The organism is Amycolatopsis sp. NPDC054798 (assembly GCF_053611505.1).
Map to the genome: position 1 here is coordinate 51,756 of NZ_JBSHAM010000032.1, position 21,430 is coordinate 73,185.

The window sequence follows — 21,430 nt, forward strand, 5'->3', positions numbered from 1 at the left end:
GAGCCCGCCATACGATCCGACCGACGACCCATGAATGCTGCCTGGCTACCGCGGTGGAGTGCGCAATGCGTGAGAGTGAGAAGAATCGGGAATCCGGCTTCGCGGAGCGGCTGACGCTTCTGCCGTCGGCGGACCGCGCGGGGTTCCTCGCCGGCGTGGTCCACGACGCGACGCGGGCTGCGCTGCAGGCCGCGCTGCCCGAGGTGCCAGCCGTGCTCGACCCGGAGAAAGCGTTCTCCGACCACGGTTTCGACTCGCTCGCCGCGGTGGAGCTGCACGCGCAGCTGACCGATGCGACCGGGCTGGAGCTGCCGGTGACGCTGGCCTTCGACTATCCGACCCCGGCCGCGGTCGCCCGTTTCCTGCACGCCGAGGTGTTCGGCGCGGAGGAATCTGTCGCGGCGCTGGCCAGGGGAGGCTCGGACGACGAGCCGGTCGCGATCGTCGGCATCGGCTGCCGCTACCCGGGCGGCGCGGTGTCGCCGGAAGCGTTGTGGCAGCTGGTCGCCGACGAGGTGCACACCATCTCCGGCTTCCCGGCCGACCGCGGCTGGGACCTCGACAGCCTCTATGACCCGGACCCCGACAAGCCGGGCAGCAGCTACGTCACCTCGGGCGGATTCCTGCCCGGCGCCGGGGAATTCGACGCCGGGTTCTTCGGCATCGCCCCGCGCGAAGCTTCCGCGATGGACCCGCAGCAGCGGCTCGTGCTGGAGACCGCGTGGGAAGCGTTGGAGCGGGCCAAGATCGACCCGTCCACGCTGCGCGGCACTCCGGCGGGCGTCTTCATCGGTGCGGAGGCGCAGGAGTACGGCCCGCGGCTGCACGAAGCTCCTGACGGCCTCGACGGCTACATGCTCACTGGCAACGCCCCCAGCGTCGTCTCTGGTCGCGTCGCCTACGCGCTTGGTCTGGAAGGGCCGACGCTGACCGTTGACACTGCATGCTCTGGTTCGCTCGTCGCGCTGCACTTGGCTGTGCAGGCGTTGCGGCGTGGGGAAACCCAGCTCGCGCTGGCCGGTGGTGTCGCGGTGATGGGCGCGCCGGGCACGTTCACCGCGTTCAGCCGTCAGCGCGGTCTCGCGGAAGACGGTCGTTGCAAGGCTTTCGCAGCCGCCGCGGATGGCACTGGGTTCGCCGAGGGCGTCGGTGTCCTGGTGCTGGAACGGCTTTCCGACGCTGTCGCGAATGGACACACCGTGCTCGCGGTCGTTCGCGGCTCGGCGATCAACTCCGATGGCGCGTCGAATGGCCTTACCGCGCCTAACGGTCCGTCACAGCAGCGCGTAATCAAGCGCGCGCTGGCCGACGCTGGCCTGGGAGCGTCCGATGTGGACGCTGTCGAGGCGCACGGCACCGGCACCCGGCTCGGCGACCCGATCGAGGCGCAGGCGCTGCTCTCCGCCTACGGCCAGGACCGCGAGACGCCGCTGCTGCTCGGGTCGATCAAGTCGAACATCGGCCACACTCAGGCCGCGGCGGGCGTCGCGGGCGTGATCAAGATGGTCGAGGCCATGCGGCACGGCGTGCTGCCGAAGACGCTGCACGTGGACGAGCCGACGCCGCACGTCGACTGGACCGCGGGTGCCGTCGAACTGCTGACTGAACAGCGGGAATGGCCGGAGAGCGAACGTCCGCGCCGCGCTGGCGTTTCGTCGTTCGGCGTGAGCGGCACCAACGCGCACGTCATCATCGAGCAGGCCCCGGCCGTCGAAGCGGCGGAAACCACGAGTGACCAGCTTCCGATCGTGCCGCTCGTTGTGGCCGCGCGCAGCGAAGAAGCGTTGAAGGCGCAGGCTGCTGCGCTCGTGTCCACTGTGGAAAGCACCAACCTGACTGACCTCGGCTTCTCGCTCGCCACCACGCGGGCCGCGCACGACCAGCGCGCCGTGGTGGTCGCGGAGGACGTCGCCGGTGCTGTGCGCGGGTTGCAGGCGCTGGCCGCGGGGGAGCAGGACCCGAACGTCGTGCTCGGCGAGCGCACGCCGGGCAAGCTCGCGATGCTGTTCACCGGCCAGGGTTCGCAGCGCCTCGCGATGGGGCGTGAGCTGTACCTGGCGTACCCGAAGTTCGCTGAGGTCTTCGACGAGGCTGTCGACCACCTCGACGTCCAGATGGAGACTCCGCTGCGTGACGTTCTCTTCGGGGACGACGCCTCTGAGTTGAACGAAACGCAGTACACCCAGTGCGCGCTGTTCGCGGTCGAGGTCGCGTTGGCGCGGCTGCTCGAATCGTGGGGCGTGCGGCCGGACATCCTGCTCGGCCACTCGATCGGCGAGCTGGCCGCTGCGCACATCGCGGGTGTCTGGTCGCTGGCCGACGCGTCGTTGGTCGTCGCCGCTCGCGGACGGCTGATGCAGGCTTTGCCGGAAGGCGGTGCGATGGTCGCCATCGCGGCGACCGAGGACGAGGTCCAGCCGCTGCTCGGCGACCAGGTCAGCCTGGCCGCGGTGAACGGTCTGGCGTCGGTCGTCGTCTCCGGCGAGCGCGAAGCGGTGGAAGCCGTCGTGTCGGTGTTCCGCATGCAGGGCCGCAAGATCAGCGAACTGCGGGTGTCGCACGCGTTCCACTCGCCGCTGATGGAGCCGATGCTGGCCGAGTTCCGCGAGATCCTCGAGGTGGTCGACTACGCGGCCCCGGCGATCCCGGTCGTCTCGAACGTGACCGGACGGATCGCGACCGCCGAGGAACTCTGCTCGCCGGGGTACTGGCTGTGGCACGTTCGCCGCGCGGTGCGGTTCGCCGACGGAGTCCAAGCGCTGGTCGAAGCCGGCGTGACGACCGCGATCGAGGTCGGTCCGGACGCTGTGCTGTCCGCGATGGCAGCCGGCACGAGCGACGCCATCGCGTTCACCCCCGCGCAGCGCCGCGACCGGCCCGAGGCAGCCACCCTCGCGACCGCGCTCGGCCGCCTGCACACCCGGGGCGTCACGATCGACTGGACGGCGTTCTTCGGCTCGGCTCAAGTGGTCGACTTGCCGACGTATGCCTTCCAGCACAAGCACTACTGGCTCACCGCGCCGACCGGACACGGCGACGCGGCGGACTTCGGCCAGCTGGCGTCCGGGCACCCGCTGCTCGCCGCCGAGATCGGCTTGGCGGGCGACGACGGCCTGGTCCTCACCGGTCGCGTCGCGCTGAGGACGCACCCGTGGCTGGCGGACCACGCGATCGCGGGCACCCCGGTGCTGCCGGGCACCGCGTTCGTCGAGATGGCTTTGCACGCCGCCGCCCAGGTCGGTTACGGCGTGGTCGACGAGCTGACGCTGCAGGCCCCGCTCGCGCTGCCGGAGACCGGTGGTGTCGCGCTGCAGACGCTGGTCGGCCCGGATGTCGACGGCCGCCGCACTATCGAGTTCCACTCTCGCCCGGACCACGACGCCGACGCGGCCTGGACCCGGCACGCCGTCGGTGTCCTCGCTGCTGGCCCGGTGGTCGAGCCCGCGCCGCGAGGTGAATGGCCGCCCGCCGGTGCGGAGGTCGTGGCTACCTCGGAGCTGTACACCGAACTGGCCGAGCAGGGTTACGGCTACGGCCCGCTGTTCCAGGGTTTGCGCACTGCGTGGAAGCGCGATGACGTGGTGTTCGCCGAGGTCGCGCTGCCCGCGACCGGCCGTGACGCGGCGTTCGGCGTCCACCCGGCGCTGCTCGACGCCGTCCTGCACGCCACCGACTTCGCACCCGGCGAGGCGCGGGAGCCGGACGAGATCCGGCTGCCGTTCGCGTGGACCGGCGTGCGGCTGCACGCTTCCGGCGCGACCGAGGTCCGGGTGCGGATCACGTCCCCGGCCACCGGTGGCGTCTCGATCGACGTGACGGACGTGGCCGGTACGCCGGTGCTGTCCGTCGAGTCGTTCCGCTCGCGGCCGGTCCGCGAGGCCGACCTCGGCACCCAGGCGCGCGACCTGCTGTACACCGTCGAATGGACGCCGGTCACGGCTTCGGCCGAGCTGCCGGCGCTCGCTTCGCTGGGCTCGATCAGCGGGTTCGACGTGCCGGTGGTCGACTCGCTGGTGTCGCTGGTCGACGTGCCGGACGTCGTACTGCTGCCGGTTTCCGTGCCGGGCAAGAACATCGCAGCCGCTGCCAAGCAGACCGCGCACCGAGTGCGGACTGTGCTGCAGCAGTGGCTGGAAGCTGACCGCTACAGCTCGTCTCGCCTGGTCGTGCTGACGCGCGGCACTCTGGCCGACTCCGCTGTCCGCGGGCTGGTGCGTTCGGCGCAGGCCGAGCACCCCGGCCGTGTGGTCCTGGTGGAGGGCGCGGCCACCGCGGCGACCCTGGCCACCGCGCTCGGCTCGGGCGAGCCGGAGCTGCGGATCGACGGCGACACGGTCTCGGCCGGTCGGATGGTCCGGCTGGTGGCCGAAAGCGGGGAGCCGACCTGGCGCGCTGACGGAACTGTGCTGATCACCGGTGGTACCGGCGGTCTTGGGGCGCAGGTCGCGAAGCATCTCGTCACGAAGCACGGTGTCCGCAGCCTGCTGCTGCTCAGCCGTCGCGGTCTTAACGCGCCGGGCGCGGCCGAGCTGGTCGAAGAGCTGGCGGAGCTGGGCGCGACCGCGAAGGTGGTCGCCTCGGACGTCAGCAAGAAGCGTTCGCTGTCGGCGGCGATCAAGAAGGCTGAGCACCCGCTGTCCGCCGTCGTGCACACCGCCGGCGTGCTGGACAACGCGATGATCGGCTCGCTGACCGCCGAGCAGCTCGACGCAGTGCTGGCCCCGAAGCTCGACGCGGCGTGGGCGCTGCACGAGCTGACCGCCGAGCTGGACCTGTCGGCGTTCGTCCTGTTCTCCTCCTCGGCCGGTCTCGCCGACGGTGCCGGACAGGCGAACTACGCCGCTGGCAACACCTTCCTGGACGCACTCGCCGAGCACCGCCACGCCGCCGGCCTGCCCGCGACGTCGCTGGCCTGGGGCCTGTGGGCACCCGACGCCGGTCAGGCGATCGGCATGGGCGCGACACTGTCCGAAGTGGACCGCAACCGCATCACGCGGCTGGGGCTGGCTCCGCTGACCGTGTCGGAAAGCCTTGCCGCGCTTGACGCCGCGCTCGGCACCGGCGTTCCGGCGGTCGTGCCGACCCGGGTCGACCGGGCCGCACTGCGGTCGCGCGGCGAAGACGTTCCGGCCGTGCTGCGCGGGCTCGTGCCCGCCGGTCGTCGCCGGATCACGGTCGCCAGCGGGGAAGTGACGCCCGAGCAGCAGTTCGCCGAGCGGTTCGCGCACCTCGCCGAGGCCGACCGGGACCGCGCGCTGCTCGACCTGGTGCGCACACACGTCGCGGCCGTCCTCGGCCACGACAGCGCCGACGCGATCAGCCCGGCCCGTCCGTTCGGCGAGATCGGTTTCGACTCGCTCGCCGCGGTCGAGCTGCGCAACATCCTCGACTCGGTCACCGGCATGCGGCTGCCCGCGACGCTGGTGTTCGACTACCCGACGCCGCGCGCGCTCGCCGAATACCTGGCGTCGCGCTTGGCCGGGCTCGCCCCGACTCGCTCGATCACTCCGGTGACCACTGTGGACCCGGAGGAGCCGATCGCCATCGTCGGCATCGCCTGCCGTTACCCGGGTGGCGTCGCGACGCCGGAAGACCTGTGGCGGCTCGTGTCCGAGGGCGAGGAAGCGCTGTCCGGCTTCCCGGTCGACCGCGGCTGGAACGTCGACTCGCTGTACGACCCGGAGCCCGGCAAGCCCGGCCACTCCTACGTCAAGCACGGTGCCTTCCTGCACGACGCGGCTGAGTTCGACGCGGACTTCTTCGAGATCAGCCCGCGCGAAGCGGCGGCGATGGACCCGCAGCAGCGGCTGCTGCTGGAGGTGTCCTGGGAGGCGTTCGAACGGGCCGGAATCGACCCGGTTGCCTTGCGCGGCAGCGCGACCGGTGTGTTCGCCGGTGTGATGTATCACGACTGGGGCACCCGGCTCGGCACGGTTTCCGACGACATCGCGGGCTACCTCGGCAACGGCAGTCTCGCCAGTGTCGTGTCCGGTCGCGTTTCGTATGCGCTGGGTCTGGAGGGCCCGACGGTCACAGTGGACACTGCGTGCTCGTCGTCGCTGGTCGCGCTGCACTGGGCGGTGCAGGCGCTGCGTCGCGGCGAGTGCACGCTGGCGCTGGCCGGCGGTGTCACGGTGATGTCCACTCCGGACACTTTCATCGATTTCAGCCGTCAGCGCGGGCTTTCCGCCGACGGCCGGTGCAAGGCGTTCGCCGAAGCGGCGGACGGCACCGGCTGGGGTGAAGGCGCGGGCATGCTGCTCGTCGAGCGGCTGTCCGACGCTCGACGCAACGGTCACCCGGTGCTCGCGGTCCTCCGCGGCTCCGCGGTGAACCATGACGGCGCGTCGAACGGCCTTACCGCGCCGAACGGTCCTTCGCAGCAGCGGGTGATCGCCAAGGCGCTGGCCGACGCTGGGTTGCAGCCGTCCGAAGTGGACGCTGTCGAGGGTCACGGCACCGGCACCACGCTGGGCGACCCGATCGAGGCACAGGCGCTGCTGGCCACTTACGGCCAGGATCGCGAAGAGCCGCTGTGGCTCGGGTCGATCAAGTCGAACATCGGCCACACTCAGGCCGCGGCGGGTGTCGCGGGCATCATCAAGATGGTCATGGCGATGCAGCACGGCCAGTTGCCGCAGACGCTGCACGTCGACCGTCCGTCCACTGTGGTCGATTGGGAGACCGGCGCGGTCCGGCTGCTGACCGAAGCGCGGGACTGGGACGTCGACCGACCGCGCCGCGCCGCGGTGTCGTCGTTCGGCATCAGCGGCACGAACGCGCACGTCATCCTGGAACAGGCTCCGGCGATCCCGGTCGAGCGGCCTTCCGAGTCGCAGACGATCGTTCCGGTCGCGCTGTCCGGCCGGTCCGCCGCTGCGGTGCGCGGACAGGCGGCGCGGCTGCGTTCTTGGCTCGCTGAGGGCGTTTCCGTCGCGGAGATCGCACGTTCGCTGGCTGCGACGCGGTCCTCTCTGGAACACCGCGCCGTGCTCGTCGCCGAGACTGCGGCAGAACTCGCAGACGGCCTCGACGCGTTGGCTGGCGGGGACGCGCCGACGGGCCAGGTCGTGGACGGGAAGCTCGCCTTCTTGTTCTCCGGCCAGGGCGCGCAGCGCGTCGGCATGGGACGAGAGCTGTACGACGCGTACCCGGCCTTCGCGACGGCGTTCGACGCGGTGTGCGCGGCGATCGACCCGCTGGTGGACGTTCCGTTGCGGGACGTCGTGTTCGGCACCACCGAACTCGCCGACCGCGGCCTGCTCGACCAGACGCAGTACACGCAGACCGGGCTTTTCGCGGTCGAGGTCGCGCTGTACCGGCTCGCCGAGTCGTGGGGTTTCCGGCCCGACGCGCTCGCCGGGCACTCGATCGGTGAGCTGTCCGCGGCCCACGTCGCAGGCGTGCTTTCCCTTGAGGACGCAGCGAAACTGGTCGCCGCGCGCGGCCGGTTGATGGGGGCGCTGAACGACCGGCGCGGCGCGATGGTTTCGTTCTCCACGACCGAAGACGCGGTCCGCGAACTGCTGCACGGCCACGAGGACGCGGTCAGCATCGCAGCGGTGAACGGCCCGGCCGCCGTGGTGATCTCGGGTGACGCGGACGTCGTTGCCGAAATCGAGCGGGCTGCTGGCGATGTCCAAACGCGACGGTTGCGCGTGAGTCACGCGTTCCACTCGCCGCTGATGACGCCGATGCTCGACGAGTTCCGAGAGATCGCCGCCGGGCTTTCGTATGCGGCACCGAAGATCCCGATTGTCTCGACGGTCACTGGGAAACTCGCCACCGACGACGAGCTGCGTTCGCCGGAGTACTGGGTCACCCACGTCCGCGAGACGGTCCGGTTCGGCGCTGCGGTCACGACCCTGGCCGAGAGCGGCGTCCAGACGTTCCTGGAGATCGGCCCGGACAGCGTGCTGTCCGCGCTCGGCCCGCAGAGTGTCGACGCGGAGTTCGTCCCGTTTGGACGGCGCGACCAGGACGAGGTGCGCACCGCGCTCACCGCGGCCGGTCGTCTGCACGTCCGTGGCGCGGTCAAGCTCGGTCCGCTGCTCGGCGACGGTCCGGTCCGGCTCGACCTGCCGACGTATGCCTTCCAGCACAAGCGTTACTGGCTCGACGCGACTCCTTCCGGCGATGTCACTTCGGTCGGCCAGCAGCCGCTGGCGCACCCGATGCTGGGCGCAGTTGTGGCACTGTCCGGTTCGGACACCACTGTCCTCACTGGACGGTTGTCCGCTTCGTCGGTGCCCTGGGTCGCCGACCACGTGGTGAAGGGCGCGATCCTGGTGCCCGGAACCGGGTTCGTCGAACTGGCCGTCGCGGCTGGCGACCAGGTGGGCCACCCGGTGGTGGAGGAGCTGACGCTGCAAGCGCCGCTGATCCTGTCGCCGGACGGCGCGGTCGCGTTGCAGGTCGTGGTCGGCCCCGCGAACGGGGACCGGCGTCCGGTCACCGTGTTCTCCCGCCCGGTCGAATCGGACGGCGACTGGACCCAGCACGCGCTGGGCACGCTGTCCGCGACTGCTCGGCCGGAACCCGCTGGCCTCACCGAATGGCCGCCGGCGGGCGCGACCCCGATCCCGGTCGAGGGCGCCTACGATCGGCTCAACGAGCGTGGCTACGGCTACGGTCCGGCGTTCCAGGGGCTCACGGCCGCGTGGCGCCGGGGCAACGAGGTGTTCGCCGAGGTCGCACTGCCGGAACCGGCCGCGTCCACGGCGGGTTCCTATGGCCTGCACCCGGCGTTGCTCGACACCGCGATGCACGCTGACCTGCTTGGCGACCCGAGCGGTTCGACGCTGCTGCCGTTCGTGTGGAACGGCGTCGCGCTGCACGCGGTCGGCGCTTCGGTGCTGCGGGTACGGATCGTGCGGCTGGACGGCGACGAGCTGTCCTCGATCGAGGTCGCGGACGGCGAGGGCAACCCGGTCGCGTCGGTCGAGTCGCTGGTCTCGCGGCCGGTGCGGACCGAACTGACCGCGCAGCCTGACGCCACGGACGGCTCACTGCTCAAGATCGGCTGGCAGTCCGTGCCGGTCCCGGCCGCGGAGCCGGGCGGCGTGGTCGCGGTCGGCCGTGGCCGGATCGGCGTGGCCGCCACCTACAGCGGGTTCGCAGACCTGCTCGGTGCGGTGGACCGCGGCGAGCCGGTGCCGGGCCTCGTGACGCTCTCGGTGCCTGCCGCGGACGGCGCGGTGCCGGAGGCGGCACGGGCCAACGTGACCTGGCTGCTCGCCGAGATCCAGGCGTGGCTGGCCGAATCGCGCCTGACCGACACGAAGCTCGCCATCGTCACGCAAGCGGCGGTTCCGGCCGGTGGGTCCACTGTGGATGTCACGCAGGGTCTGCTGTGGGGCCTCGCCCGGGCGGCGCAAGCCGAACACCCCGGACGCGTGTTCCTGATCGATGCGGACACGGAGACAAAGGTCGAGACGATCGCCGCGGTGGTCGCCTCGGGCGAGCCGGAGTCGGCGATCCGCGCCGGTGCGGTGCTCGCTCCGCGCTACACCCGCACCGAATCGACCGGCACCGCCTCGTGGGACGGCACGGTCCTGATCACCGGCGGCACCGGCGGTCTCGGCAGCTTGCTGGCGCGTTACCTGGTCGCCGAGCACGGCGTGCAGAGCCTGGTGCTCACCAGCCGCCGCGGTCTTGACGCCCCAGGTGCCGCGCAGCTGGTCGAGGAGCTGACTGATCTGGGCGCGACGGTCCAGGTAGCGGCTTGCGACGTCGCCGACCGCGAGGCGGTTGAACAGCTGATCAACGGCCTGCCGAACCTCGGCGCGGTGGTGCACGCCGCCGGTACCGCCGACAGCGGCGTCTTCGACTCCCTCACCGCAGAGCAGCTTGACGCGGTGCTGCGGCCGAAGGTCGACGCGGCCTGGCACCTGCACGAGCTGACCGCCAACCGGCAGCTGTCCGCGTTCGTCATGTTCTCCTCCGCGGGCGGCCAGGTGCTCCCCGCCGGGCAGGCGAACTACGCGGCTGCCAACGCGTTCCTCGACGGGCTCGCCGAACACCGGCGCGCAGCCGGACTTCCGGCAACCGCGCTGGCGTGGGGCTTGTGGGCAGAGAACACCGGACTCGGCGGCGACCTCGCGGAAGCCGACCTCGCCCGGATGGCCCGCCTGGGCCTGCCCGCAGTGACCGCCGAGCAGGGCCTGGCCCTGTTCGACGCCGCCGTGGCCACCGAAGACGCGGTCATCGCGCCGCTTCGCGTGGACGTCCCGGCGCTGCGAGCACGCACCGACGAACTGCCCGCGCTGCTGCGTGGTTTCGTGCCGCCGAAGGCACGCCGCGTGGCGAAGGCGGCCAAGGCGGCGGACAACGCGCTCGCCGACGAACTGGCCGCGCTGGTCGAAAGCGAACGGGACCGGGTGCTGCTCGACCTCGTCCGCACGCAGGTGGCCACGGTGCTCGGCTACGCGGACAAGTCCGAAGTGGACGGAACACGGGCGTTCAAGGAGCTGGGCTTCGACTCGCTGGCCGCGGTCGAACTCCGCAACCTCCTCGGCACCGCGACCGGCCTGACGCTGCCCGCGACGCTGATCTTCGACCACCCGACCGCCAAGGCCGTCGCGGACTTCGTGAAGGGCAAACTGCTCGGCGCGGTCGCGAAGACCCCGGCGACGACCGCCCGGACGAACGCGTCGATGCAGGAACCGATCGCGATCGTCGGCATGGCCTGCCGCTACCCCGGCGGCGTCCGGTCGCCGGAGGACCTGTGGCGGCTGCTGGTCGACGAGGTCGACGCGGTGTCCGGCTTCCCGACCAACCGCGGCTGGGACACCGAGGGCATCTACGACCCGGAACGCGGCAAACGCGGCAAGACCTACGCCAACCAGGGCGGCTTCCTGCACGACGCGGCGGAGTTCGACCCGGCGTTCTTCGGCATCGGCCCGCGCGAGGCGATGGCGATGGACCCGCAGCAGCGGCTCCTGCTGGAGACCGCGTGGGAGGCCATCGAGCGTGCCGGGATCGACCCGACCGTGCTGCGCGGCAGCCTGACCGGCGTCTTCACCGGCGCGATGTACGACGACTACGGCAGCCGCGCCCCGGGCGCTCCGGCCGACGTCGCCGCCTACATCCCGAACGGCAGCTCCGGCGCGGTCGTCTCCGGCCGGATCTCCTACCTGCTCGGCCTTGAGGGCCCGAGCATGACGGTGGACACCGCGTGCTCGTCCTCGCTGGTCACGCTGCACCTCGCGGTGCAGGCGCTGCGGGCGGGGGAGTGCGGGCTGGCGCTCGCCGGCGGTGTCACGGTGCTGTCGCAGTCGGATCTGTTCGTCGACTCCAGCCGTCAGGGCGTGCTTTCGCCCAACGGCCGGTCGAAGTCGTTCTCCGCGGCTTCCGATGGCGTCGGCTGGGCCGAGGGTGCAGGTCTGCTTCTGCTGGAGCGGCTGTCCGACGCGCAGCGCAACGGGCACGAAGTGCTCGCGGTGGTCCGGTCGAGCGCGGTCAACCAGGACGGTGCGTCCAACGGTCTCACCGCCCCGAACGGTCCGTCGCAGGAACGCGTGATCCACGCGGCCCTCGCCGCCGGTGGGCTGAAGCCGTCCGATGTGGACGCTGTGGAGGCACATGGCTCGGGCACCAAGCTCGGCGACCCGATCGAGGCGCAGGCGCTGCTGGCCACCTACGGCCAGGACCGCGACCGGCCGCTGTACCTGGGTTCGGTGAAGTCGAACATCGGCCACGCGCAGGCTTCCGGTGGTGCCGCTGGCGTGATGAAGGTCGTGCAAGCGTTGCGGCACAACATGTTGCCGAAGACGCTGCACGTCGACGCGCCGTCGCCGGTAGTCGACTGGACCACGGGCGACATCGAACTGCTCACCGAGCCGCGGCCGTGGGTGCGCAACGGTCACCCGCGTCGCGCTGGCGTCTCGTCCTTCGGCATCAGCGGCACCAACGCGCACATCATCATCGAGGAGGCACCGCCCGCCCCGGCGACCGAAATCCGGCGCACCGCACCGGAGCTCCCGGCAATCCCGCTTCCGCTCGCCGGTTCGGTCGCGTCGGCACTCGCCGACCAGGCCGCCCGGCTGGCCGCGCACCTGCGAGCCAACCCGGACGTCAGCCTGACCGACATCGGCTACTCGCTCGCCACCGGTCGCGCAGCGCTCGACCACCGCGCGGTGGTCCTGGCGGCCGACCGCGAAGCGGCGCTGAAGGCGCTCGACGGACTGGCCGACGGCCGGACCCCGGCGGGCACCGTGGCTGGCACGGTCAGCGCGGCGGACCTGACAGCGTTCCTGTTCACCGGACAGGGCGCGCAGCAGCCGGGCATGGGACGCGGGCTGTACGAGGCGTTCCCGGCCTTCGCCGGAGCGTTCGACGAGATCTGCGGACTCTTCGACGCCGAGCTGGACACCCCGCTCAAACAGGTGATCTGGGAAGATTCGCCGCTGCTCAACCAGACCGCGTACACGCAATGCGCGCTGTTCGCGATCGAGGTCGCGCTGTACCGGCTGGTCCAATCCTGGGGCGTCACGCCGGATTACGTCGCCGGGCACTCGATCGGCGAACTGGCCGCGGCGCACGTCTCCGGAGTGTTCTCGCTGGCCGACGCCTGCTCGCTGGTCGCCGCTCGCGGCCGGCTCATGCAGGCACTGCCGACTGGGGGCGCGATGGCGGCGATCGCCGCGACCGAGGACGAGGTGCGAGCCTCGCTGCCTGACGGGGTGGACATCGCCGCGGTGAACGGGCCGCGGTCGGTGGTCATCTCCGGTCCGGAAGAGGCGGTCGTCGCTGCCATGGCGACCTTCGCCGACGCTGGTCGCCGGACGAAGCAGCTGGTGGTGTCGCACGCGTTCCACTCCTCGCTGATGGAGCCGATGCTGGCCGAGTTCGCGGTGGCGGCAGAGAAGCTGACCTACTCCGCGCCGTCGATCCCGGTGGTGTCGAACGTGACCGGCAAGATCGCCACCGCTGCCGAGCTGTGCTCGCCGCAGTACTGGGTGGGCCACGTGCGGGAGGCCGTCCGATTCGCCGACGGCGTCACCACGCTGCTCGGTGCAGGCGTGACCCGGTTCGTGGAGCTGGGGCCGGACGCGGTGCTCACCGGGATGGCGCGCGAATGCGACACCGCGGTGGCCGACCGGCCGGACCGGGTCGTCCAGGTGCCCGCGATGCGGCGCGGCCGGGCCGAGGTGCCGACCGTGTTCACCGCGCTGGCGACGCTGTTCTCCCGAGGCACGAAGATCGATTGGAAGGCGCTGTTCGCCGGTCAGGGCGCGTCCACTGTGGACTTGCCGACCTACGCGTTCCAGAACAAGTCGTACTGGCTCGACGCGACGAAGCCGACCGGAGACGTCAGCACTTTGGGCGCGCAGTCCGCCGGACACCCGCTGCTGGGTGCGCTGGTCGAACTGCCCGACGGCGGTGCGGTGCTGACCGGACGGCTGTCGGTCGCGACGCAGCCGTGGCTGGCCGACCACGTGGTGATGGGGCGGACGATGCTGCCCGGCACCGCGTACGTCGAGCTAGCAGTGCACGCTGGTGACCAGCTCGGGTGCAACCTCCTGGAGGAGCTGACCCAGCAGGCACCGCTGTTGCTGCCGGAAGACGGGGTCGACCTGCGCGTGGTCATCAGCGCGCCGGACGCCAGTGGACGCAGGGAGCTGTCGGTGCACTCGCGGACCGAGGCGGGCTGGGTCCAGCACGCTGCGGGCACGCTGGCCAACGGTGCGGCTGAGGAATTCTCGCTCAGCGAGTGGCCGCCGTCTGGTGCGGAATCCGTTGACCTGACCGGGTTGTACGACGACCTGGCCGGGCTCGGCTTCGGCTACGGGCCGACGTTCCGCAACCTGCGGGCGGTCTGGCTCCGCGAAGGCGAGGTGTACGCGGAGGTCGCGCTGCCGGAAGGCACCGCGGCGAACGAATTCGGCCTGCACCCGGGCCTGCTCGACTCGGCACTCGGCGCGACGGACTTCCTGATCCCGGGCGGTCCGAAGGCGCTGACCGAGACGACCATCCCGTTCGCGTGGAACTCGGTGTCGCTGCGGGCCGGCGGCGCGACCGCGCTGCGGGTGCGGGTCCGGAAGACCGACAGCGGTTCGTCGCTCGACTTGGCCGACGCCTCTGGTGCACCGGTGGCTCAGATTGCCTCGCTGGTCACGCGGCCGGTGTCGGAAGGCCAGCTCGGCGCGAAGGTGCCGGACTCGCTGTACCGGATCGAATGGCAGCCCGCTTCGGGCGTGCGGCTGGTGCCCTCGCTGGACGGCTGGGCCGTGCTCGGTACCGACGACCTCGGTCTCGGCGTGCCTCTCTGCGCTGAGCCGGTGTCTGCCGAGGTCCTGGTGCTGCCGATTGGTTCCGGTTCCGGTTCGGTTCCCTCGCAGGTTCATCAAGTCGTGCAGGAAACGTTGCGGCACTTGCAGAATTGGCTTTCGGTCGGGGACGGCAAGCTGGTCGTGGTCACTCGCGACGAGCTGGCGCAGGCTCCGGTCTGGGGTCTGGTGCGGGCCGCGCAGGCGGAGAACCCGGGCCGGATCCAGGTCGTGGACCTCGACGGTTCGCCCGCGTCGGCTCGGGCACTGCCTGCGGTCGTCGCATCCGGGGAACCGGAAGCGCGGGTGCGCGACGGAGAGGTGCGCGTGCCGAGGCTGACTCGGGTCACCGAGGTCGGCGAGACGGTCGAATGGGACCCGGACGGCACGGTGCTGATCACCGGAGGCGCTGGCCTGCTCGGCGGGCTCCTGGCCCGGCACCTGGTCGCTCGCGGTGCCCGTGACCTGGTCCTGACCAGCCGTCGCGGAATCGACGCAGCCGGGGCGCGGGAACTGGTCGACGAACTGGCCGGCGAGGGCGCAAAGGTGACAGTCGCCGCGTGCGACGTCACCGACCGGGACGAGTTGGCGAAGCTGCTCGACACGCTGCCGCGGCTGACCGCCGTGGTGCACGCGGCCGGACAGATGGACAGCGCGGTGCTGAGCGCTTTGACGCCGGAACAGGTCGAGAACGTGTTGCGGCCCAAGGTCGACGCGGCCTGGAACCTGCACGAACTGACAGCTACCCGGGAACTGGCGGCGTTCGTCCTCTACTCCTCGGCGGGCGGCTTGCTGCTCGCGGCGGGACAGGCGAACTACGCGGCCGGGAACGTGTTCCTCGACGCGCTGGCCGAGCACCGCTCTTCGCTCGGTCTCCCGGCGACCTCGCTCGCGTGGGGTCCGTGGGAAGGCACCGATGGCGAGGTTGACCTGGCGCACATCGCCCGGTCCGGCGTCGCGGAGCTGTCCGCGGCCGAAGGGCTGGAGCTGTTCGACGCTGCTCTGTCGTCTTCCTCGGCAGCTTTGGTGCCGGTGAAGCTCGACCTCAAGGATGCCGACCGCGCTTCGGCTCTGCTCAAGGGGCTCGTCACTGCTGTGCCGCGACGGGCAGCGGTCACCGCGTCGGCAGCGCCGGAAGCCGGGTTCGCCGACAAGCTCGCCACGCTCCCGGCGGACGAGCGGGACTCGGCGGCGCTGAACCTGGTGTGCGAGCACACGGCAGCAGTCCTCGGCTACGACGACGCGTCGGCGGTGGGGGTCGAAAAGGGCTTCACCGACCTCGGCATCGACTCGCTCGCCGCGCTGGAGCTGCGCAACCGGCTCGGCGCCGCGACCGGGCTGCGCTTGCCCGCGACGCTGATCTTCGACTACCCGAGCCCGCTCCCGCTGGCCCGGCACCTGCTGACCGAACTGGCTCCTGCTGCTTCGGAGGAAGCGGTCGAGGAATTGAACGGCACCGACGACGCGGCGGCTGCGGTCGCCTCGATGGACCTGGCCGACCTGGTCCGCTCCGCGATGGGCGGCACCGACGAACGGGGTGAATCCCAGTGACCGACAAGTCCGCTCCTTCGACCGAGCAGATCGTCGCCGCGCTGCGGCAGTCCATGACGGACAACGAACGGCTCCGTGCGGACAACCAGCGGCTGGCCGCCCGGCAGTCCGAGCCGATCGCCATCATCGGCATGGGCTGCCGGTACCCCGGCGGGGTCGCCACGCCCGCGCAGCTGTGGGACCTGGTGGCCGGCGGCGTCGACGCGATCGGCGAATTCCCGGCCGACCGCGGCTGGGACACCGCCGCCCTGCACGACCCGACCGGCACCCGGCCCGGCACGACCTACTCGAACGAAGGCGGCTTCCTGTACGACGCCGCCGATTTCGAGCCGGAATTCTTCGGCATCTCGCCGCGCGAGGCGGTCACGCTGGACCCGCAGCAGCGGTTGCTGCTCGAAACCGCGTGGGAAGCCGTCGAGCGCGCCGGGATCGTGCCGTCGACCCTGCGGGGCAGTGCTACCGGGGTGTTCACCGGCGTCATGTACCACGACTACGGCGCGGGCAGCAGCGACGGCAGCCTGATCTCCGGCCGCGTCTCGTACACGCTCGGCCTCGAAGGCCCGTCGGTGTCGGTGGACACCGCCTGCTCGTCCTCGCTGGTCGCGATGCACCTTGCCGCGCAAGCACTTCGGCGCGGGGAATGCTCGCTGGCCTTGGCGGGCGGGGTGACGGTGATGGTCACGCCGGACATGTTCGTGTACTTCAGCGAACAGCACGGCCTGTCGTCGGACGGTCGCTGCAAGGCCTTCGGCAGCGGTGCGGACGGCGTCGGCTGTTCCGAAGGTGCCGGAATGCTTTTGCTGGAACGGCTTTCCGATGCTCGGCGCAACGGGCACCACGTGCTCGCGGTGCTGCGGGGCAGCGCAGTGAATTCGGACGGCGCTTCGAGCGGGATCACTGTGCCCAACGGCCCCGCTCAGCAGCGGGTGATCCGGGCGGCTTTGGCGGATGCCTCGCTGGAACTGTCCGATGTGGACGCGGTAGAGGCGCACGGGACCGGCACCAAGCTCGGAGATCCGATCGAGGCTCAAGCGTTGATCTCCACCTACGGCAAGGTCGCCACTCCTTCGCGGCCGTTGTATGTCGGTTCTTTCAAGTCGAACGTCGGGCACACCCAGGCCGCTGCCGGGGTCGGCGGGGTGATCAAGATGGTCGAGGCTCTCCGGCGGGGTGTGCTGCCGCCGACGCTGCACGCGGACGAGCCTTCGCCGCACGTCGACTGGGCGGACGGCACTGTCGCGCTGCTGAACGAATCGACGCCTTGGCCGTCGACCGGCCGTCCTCGGCGGGCCGCGGTGTCGTCGTTCGGCATCAGCGGTACGAACGCGCATGTGATTGTCGAGCAAGGCGATCCGGTTCCTTCTCCTTCTCCTTCGGCTGGGCCGGTTACCTGGCTGGTCTCGGCTTCCTCTCCGGAGGCCTTGCGGGCGCAGGCTGGTCAACTGGCTGGGTTCGCGGCTTCGGGTCTTCTTGCTTCGGGTTCTGCAGCTTCAGGTTCTGCTGTGTCGGACTCCGCCGCTTCGGGCTCGGCTGTTTCGGGTCCCTCCGCTTCGGATTCGGCTTTTTCGGGCTCCGCCGCGGATATCGGGCTTTCCCTTGCCACTACGCGAACCCTCGGCGAGCATCGGGCCGGAGTAGTGGCTACCGATCGGGAAGCCGCCGCGCGGGCTCTCGGAGATTATGCAGCAGGCCGAGCCTCCTCCGCGGTGGTCGAAGGCGTGGCTTCTGCTCGACGGACGGCGTTTCTCTTTACTGGCCAAGGCGCCCAGCGAGCTGGCATGGGCCTGAACCTAGTTGCTGCGTACCCCGTCTTCGCCGCTGCCCTGGACGAGGTCGCTGCCGCTCTGGACCTCGACGTTCCCCTGCATTCCCTGCTCGCCGACGCCGACCGGCTCGACCAGACCGGCTACACCCAGCCCGCCCTGTTCGCGATCGAAGTCTCCCTGTACCGGCTCCTGGAGTCCTGGGGCGTCCGGCCTTCTTACCTGCTGGGCCACTCCGTCGGAGAAATCGCCGCCGCACACGTCGCCGGGGTTCTTTCCCTTGCCGACGCCGGAAAACTGGTAGTCGCCCGGGCTCGGTTGATGCAAGCTTTGCCCGCTGGCGGCGCGATGGTGGCGGTGCAAGCTACCGAAGACGAGGTCCTCCCGCTACTAACCGATGGTGTAGGAATCGCTGCGGTGAACGGGCCTCGGTCGGTGGTATTGTCGGGTGCAGAAGAAGAAGTACTTGCGGTTGCTGGGAAATTTACTCGAACTTCGCGGTTGCGGGTTTCGCACGCGTTCCACTCGCCGCTCATGGACCCGATGCTGGACGAGTTCGCCGCGGTGGCGCGCACGCTGACGTACTCCGCCCCTTCGGTGTCCATTGTGTCCACAGTGGAACTTTCGGCGAATGTGGCGACGCCGGACTACTGGGTGCGCCAGGTCCGTTCAGCAGTGCGATTCGCCGACGGCGTGCGAACGCTGGCCGAAGCCGGGGTGGACACGTTCGTCGAGGTCGGGCCGAGCGCGGTGCTGACGGCGATGGGCCAGAGCTGCGCTGAGAGTGCTGTGGTGGGTGGGGCGGGAGGGGAGGGCGGGCCCGCCGGAGGTACCGCCAGCGCAAACGCCATCAGTGTCGCCACCGGTGCCGCCGGTGCCACCACTGTCAGCGCCGACATCGCCACCGCCAGCACTAGCGCCATCGGCACCGCCAGCGCCGACACCGCCAGCACCGCACTCGCCAACGCCGCCTTCGTCCCTGTCCTGCGCAAGGACCGAGCCGAAGCAGAGTCGGCCGCCGCCGCGGTCGCGACCCTGTTCGCGCTCGGCGGGACGGTCGACTGGGACGCGTTCTACGCCGACGCGCACGTGGTCGAGCTGCCGACCTATGCCTTCCAGCGCAAGCGTTACTGGCTGGATAACCCGACCGGCGCGCGGGCTCGCGGCGTCGCCGAGGTCGGCCAACGCGAAGCCGGGCACCCGCTGCTCGGCGCGGTAGTCGGCAATGCGGACTCCGGCGGCGTCGTCCTCACCGGACGGCTGTCGCTGGCCGCGCAGCCGTGGCTGGCCGACCACGTCGTCCAGGGCAACGCGCTGTTCCCCGGCACGGCGTTCGTCGAACTGGCCGTGCGGGCAGGCGACGAGGTCGGCTGCGGACGGGTCGACGAACTCACCCTGGCCGCGCCGCTGATCCTGCCGAAGCAGGGCGCGGTCCGGCTGCAGGTGACCGTCGCCGCCGAGGAAGACGACGGGACTCGAGCGCTGGGGATCTTCTCCCAGACCGAGGACGCTGACGACTGGGTCCAGCACGGCAGCGGCCGGCTCTCCCCAGCCGGTTCGCCGTCCGCGGCGGCCGCGGAATGGCCGCCCGCCGGAGCCACGGAGATCGACGTGACCTCGCGGTACGACGAGCTGGCCGCGCAAGGCTTCGACTACGGCCCGGTCTTCGCCGGTCTGCGTCGAGCCTGGCAGGCGGGCGACGTGCTGGCCGCCGAGGTCGCGCTGCCCGAGCACGCGGACGGCAGCGCGTTCGGCCTGCACCCCGCGCTGCTGGACGCTGCCCTGCACACAATCGGCCTCGCCGGGCCGACCGAGGACAAACCAGTCCTGCCGTTCGCGTGGTCCGGAGTCTCGCTTTACGCCGGAGGCGCGGCGAATCTGCGCGTACTGATCTCGTCGGACGTCGAGAACACCGTCTCGCTCACCGCGACGGATGCGTCCGGCGCACCCGTGCTGCGCGTCGATTCGCTTGCGCTGCGCCCCATCGCGGACGACGCGTTCGCCACCGCCGCACGCTCGGCAGTGGACGATTCGCTCTTCCGCGTCGACTGGATCCCCTGGCAGGGCGACGACGTCACCGCCGTAACCACCGCAATCCTGGGCCACGACCCCTTCGGCCTCGACGGTGAGTCCTATGTGGACCTGGCCGCGCTGCTGGAGTCGATCCGCAACGGCGCGTTGGTCCCGGACGTCGTGTACGTGCCTTTCGCGGCCCCGGAATCCGCCACCCCAGAAGGCGCACGCGCAGCCGTCCATCAGCTCCTTTCCCTGTCCCAAGCCTGGGTTGCCGAGGATGTACTGGCCGCTTCGCGTTTGGTGGTCGTCGCCTCTGGCGCGATCGCCACTCGCCCTGACGAAGGAGCACCGGACCTCACACACGCGGCACTGTGGGGCGTGATCCGCACCGCGCAACTCGAGTATCCCGACCGGTTCATGGTGGTAGACCTCGACAACGGCCCACTCCCGATCGGCTCGGTCCTCGGCGCGATGTACGCCGACGAACCCGGCGTCGCAGTCCGCGACGGCGCGGTTCTAGTCCACCGGCTGGCAAAGTACGTCCCCTCCGGCACCGTCGCCTTCGACCCGGACGGCACCGTCCTCGTCACCGGCGGCACCGGCGTGCTCGGCCAGTTGATCGCCCGGCACCTGGTCACTGAACACGGCGTCCGCCACCTGCTCATCACGAGCCGCCGCGGTCCCGCCGCACCAGGAGCCGACGAGTTCGCCGCCTCCCTGGCCGAACTGGGCGCCTCAGTCTCGTTGGTGGCCTGCGACTTGTCCTCCCGGGACGCAGCCGCCGGTTTGCTCGCCGAGGTCCCGTCCGATCACCCGCTCACCGCGGTAATCCACACCGCCGGTGTCGTCGACGACGGTGTACTCCTGTCGCTGACCCCGGAACGGATGGACGCCGTACTCCGCCCCAAGGTCGACGCCGCGTGGCACCTGCATGAACTGACCGCGTCCATGGACCTGGCCGCCTTCGTGCTGTACTCGTCGGCAGGCGGAACCCTCGGTGCCGCAGGCCAAGCCAACTACTCGGCGGCAAACGTCTTCCTGGACGCCCTTGCGCACCACCGTGCCGCGCAAGGTTTGCCCGCCGTTTCGCTGGCCTGGGGCCTGTGGTCGGAAGGCGGCATGTCGGGCGACCTGGCCGACACCGACCTGATCCGTATGGCCAGGTCCGGCGTCTTCGGCCTGTCCTTCGCCGACGGCCTGGAACTGTTCGACGCGACAGCAGCCGCCGGTCAGCCGTCGCTGGTTCCGGTACGGCTGGACATGTCCGGCCTCCGCGCCGACGCCCACAGTGTCCCCGCGATGCTGCGCGGCTTGGTCCGAGGCCGCCGCCGCGTCGAGGTCGTCGACGATTCCTGGAACCAAGTGCTGCGCCTGTCCGGTGCCGAACGAGTCCGGGCCGCCGTCGACCTGGTCTGCGGCACCGCTGCGGTCGTCCTAGGCCACGAACGACGGGACGCAGTAGACCCGCGAAAGGGCTTCATCGAACTGGGCTTCGACTCGCTCACCGCGATCGAACTGCGCAACCGCCTGGACGTCCTCACCGGAATGCGCCTGCCCGCGACGCTGATCTTCGACTACCCGTCCGTGCAGGTCCTGGGAGAACATCTCGTCGCGGACGGTGCCCCGTCCGCCGTCGACGTGCAACTGGATGCGCTGGAAAACGTCGTGCGAGGCCTGGAACCAGACGAGGTCTCCGGAGTCGTGACGCGGTTGAAAGCAGTGCTGGCGTCGCTGGTCCCGGACGAGGAAGTGGAAGGAGCCAGCGCCGACGAGTTGTTCGCGCTGCTGGACGAGGAGCTGGAAGCCAGGTAAACGCCTTGGGGCCGCCCA

At 70.8% G+C, this 21,430-nt stretch carries 2 protein-coding genes; both read left to right on the forward strand.

Going from position 1 to position 21,430, the window contains the following annotated elements; translation table 11 throughout:
* The first annotated feature begins 53 nt into the window (after positions 1-53).
* Positions 54-15,821: an SDR family NAD(P)-dependent oxidoreductase gene (locus ACWGIC_RS21085; protein WP_452077636.1), complete on the forward strand. Its 15,768-nt coding sequence runs from the start codon at positions 54-56 to the stop codon at positions 15,819-15,821.
* Entirely contained in the window at positions 15,818-21,412 is a 5,595-nt protein-coding gene (locus ACWGIC_RS21090; protein ID WP_452077637.1) for a type I polyketide synthase, read from the forward strand. The genes ACWGIC_RS21085 and ACWGIC_RS21090 overlap by 4 nt, the downstream gene beginning before the upstream one ends.
* Positions 21,413-21,430 lie beyond the last annotated feature (18 nt).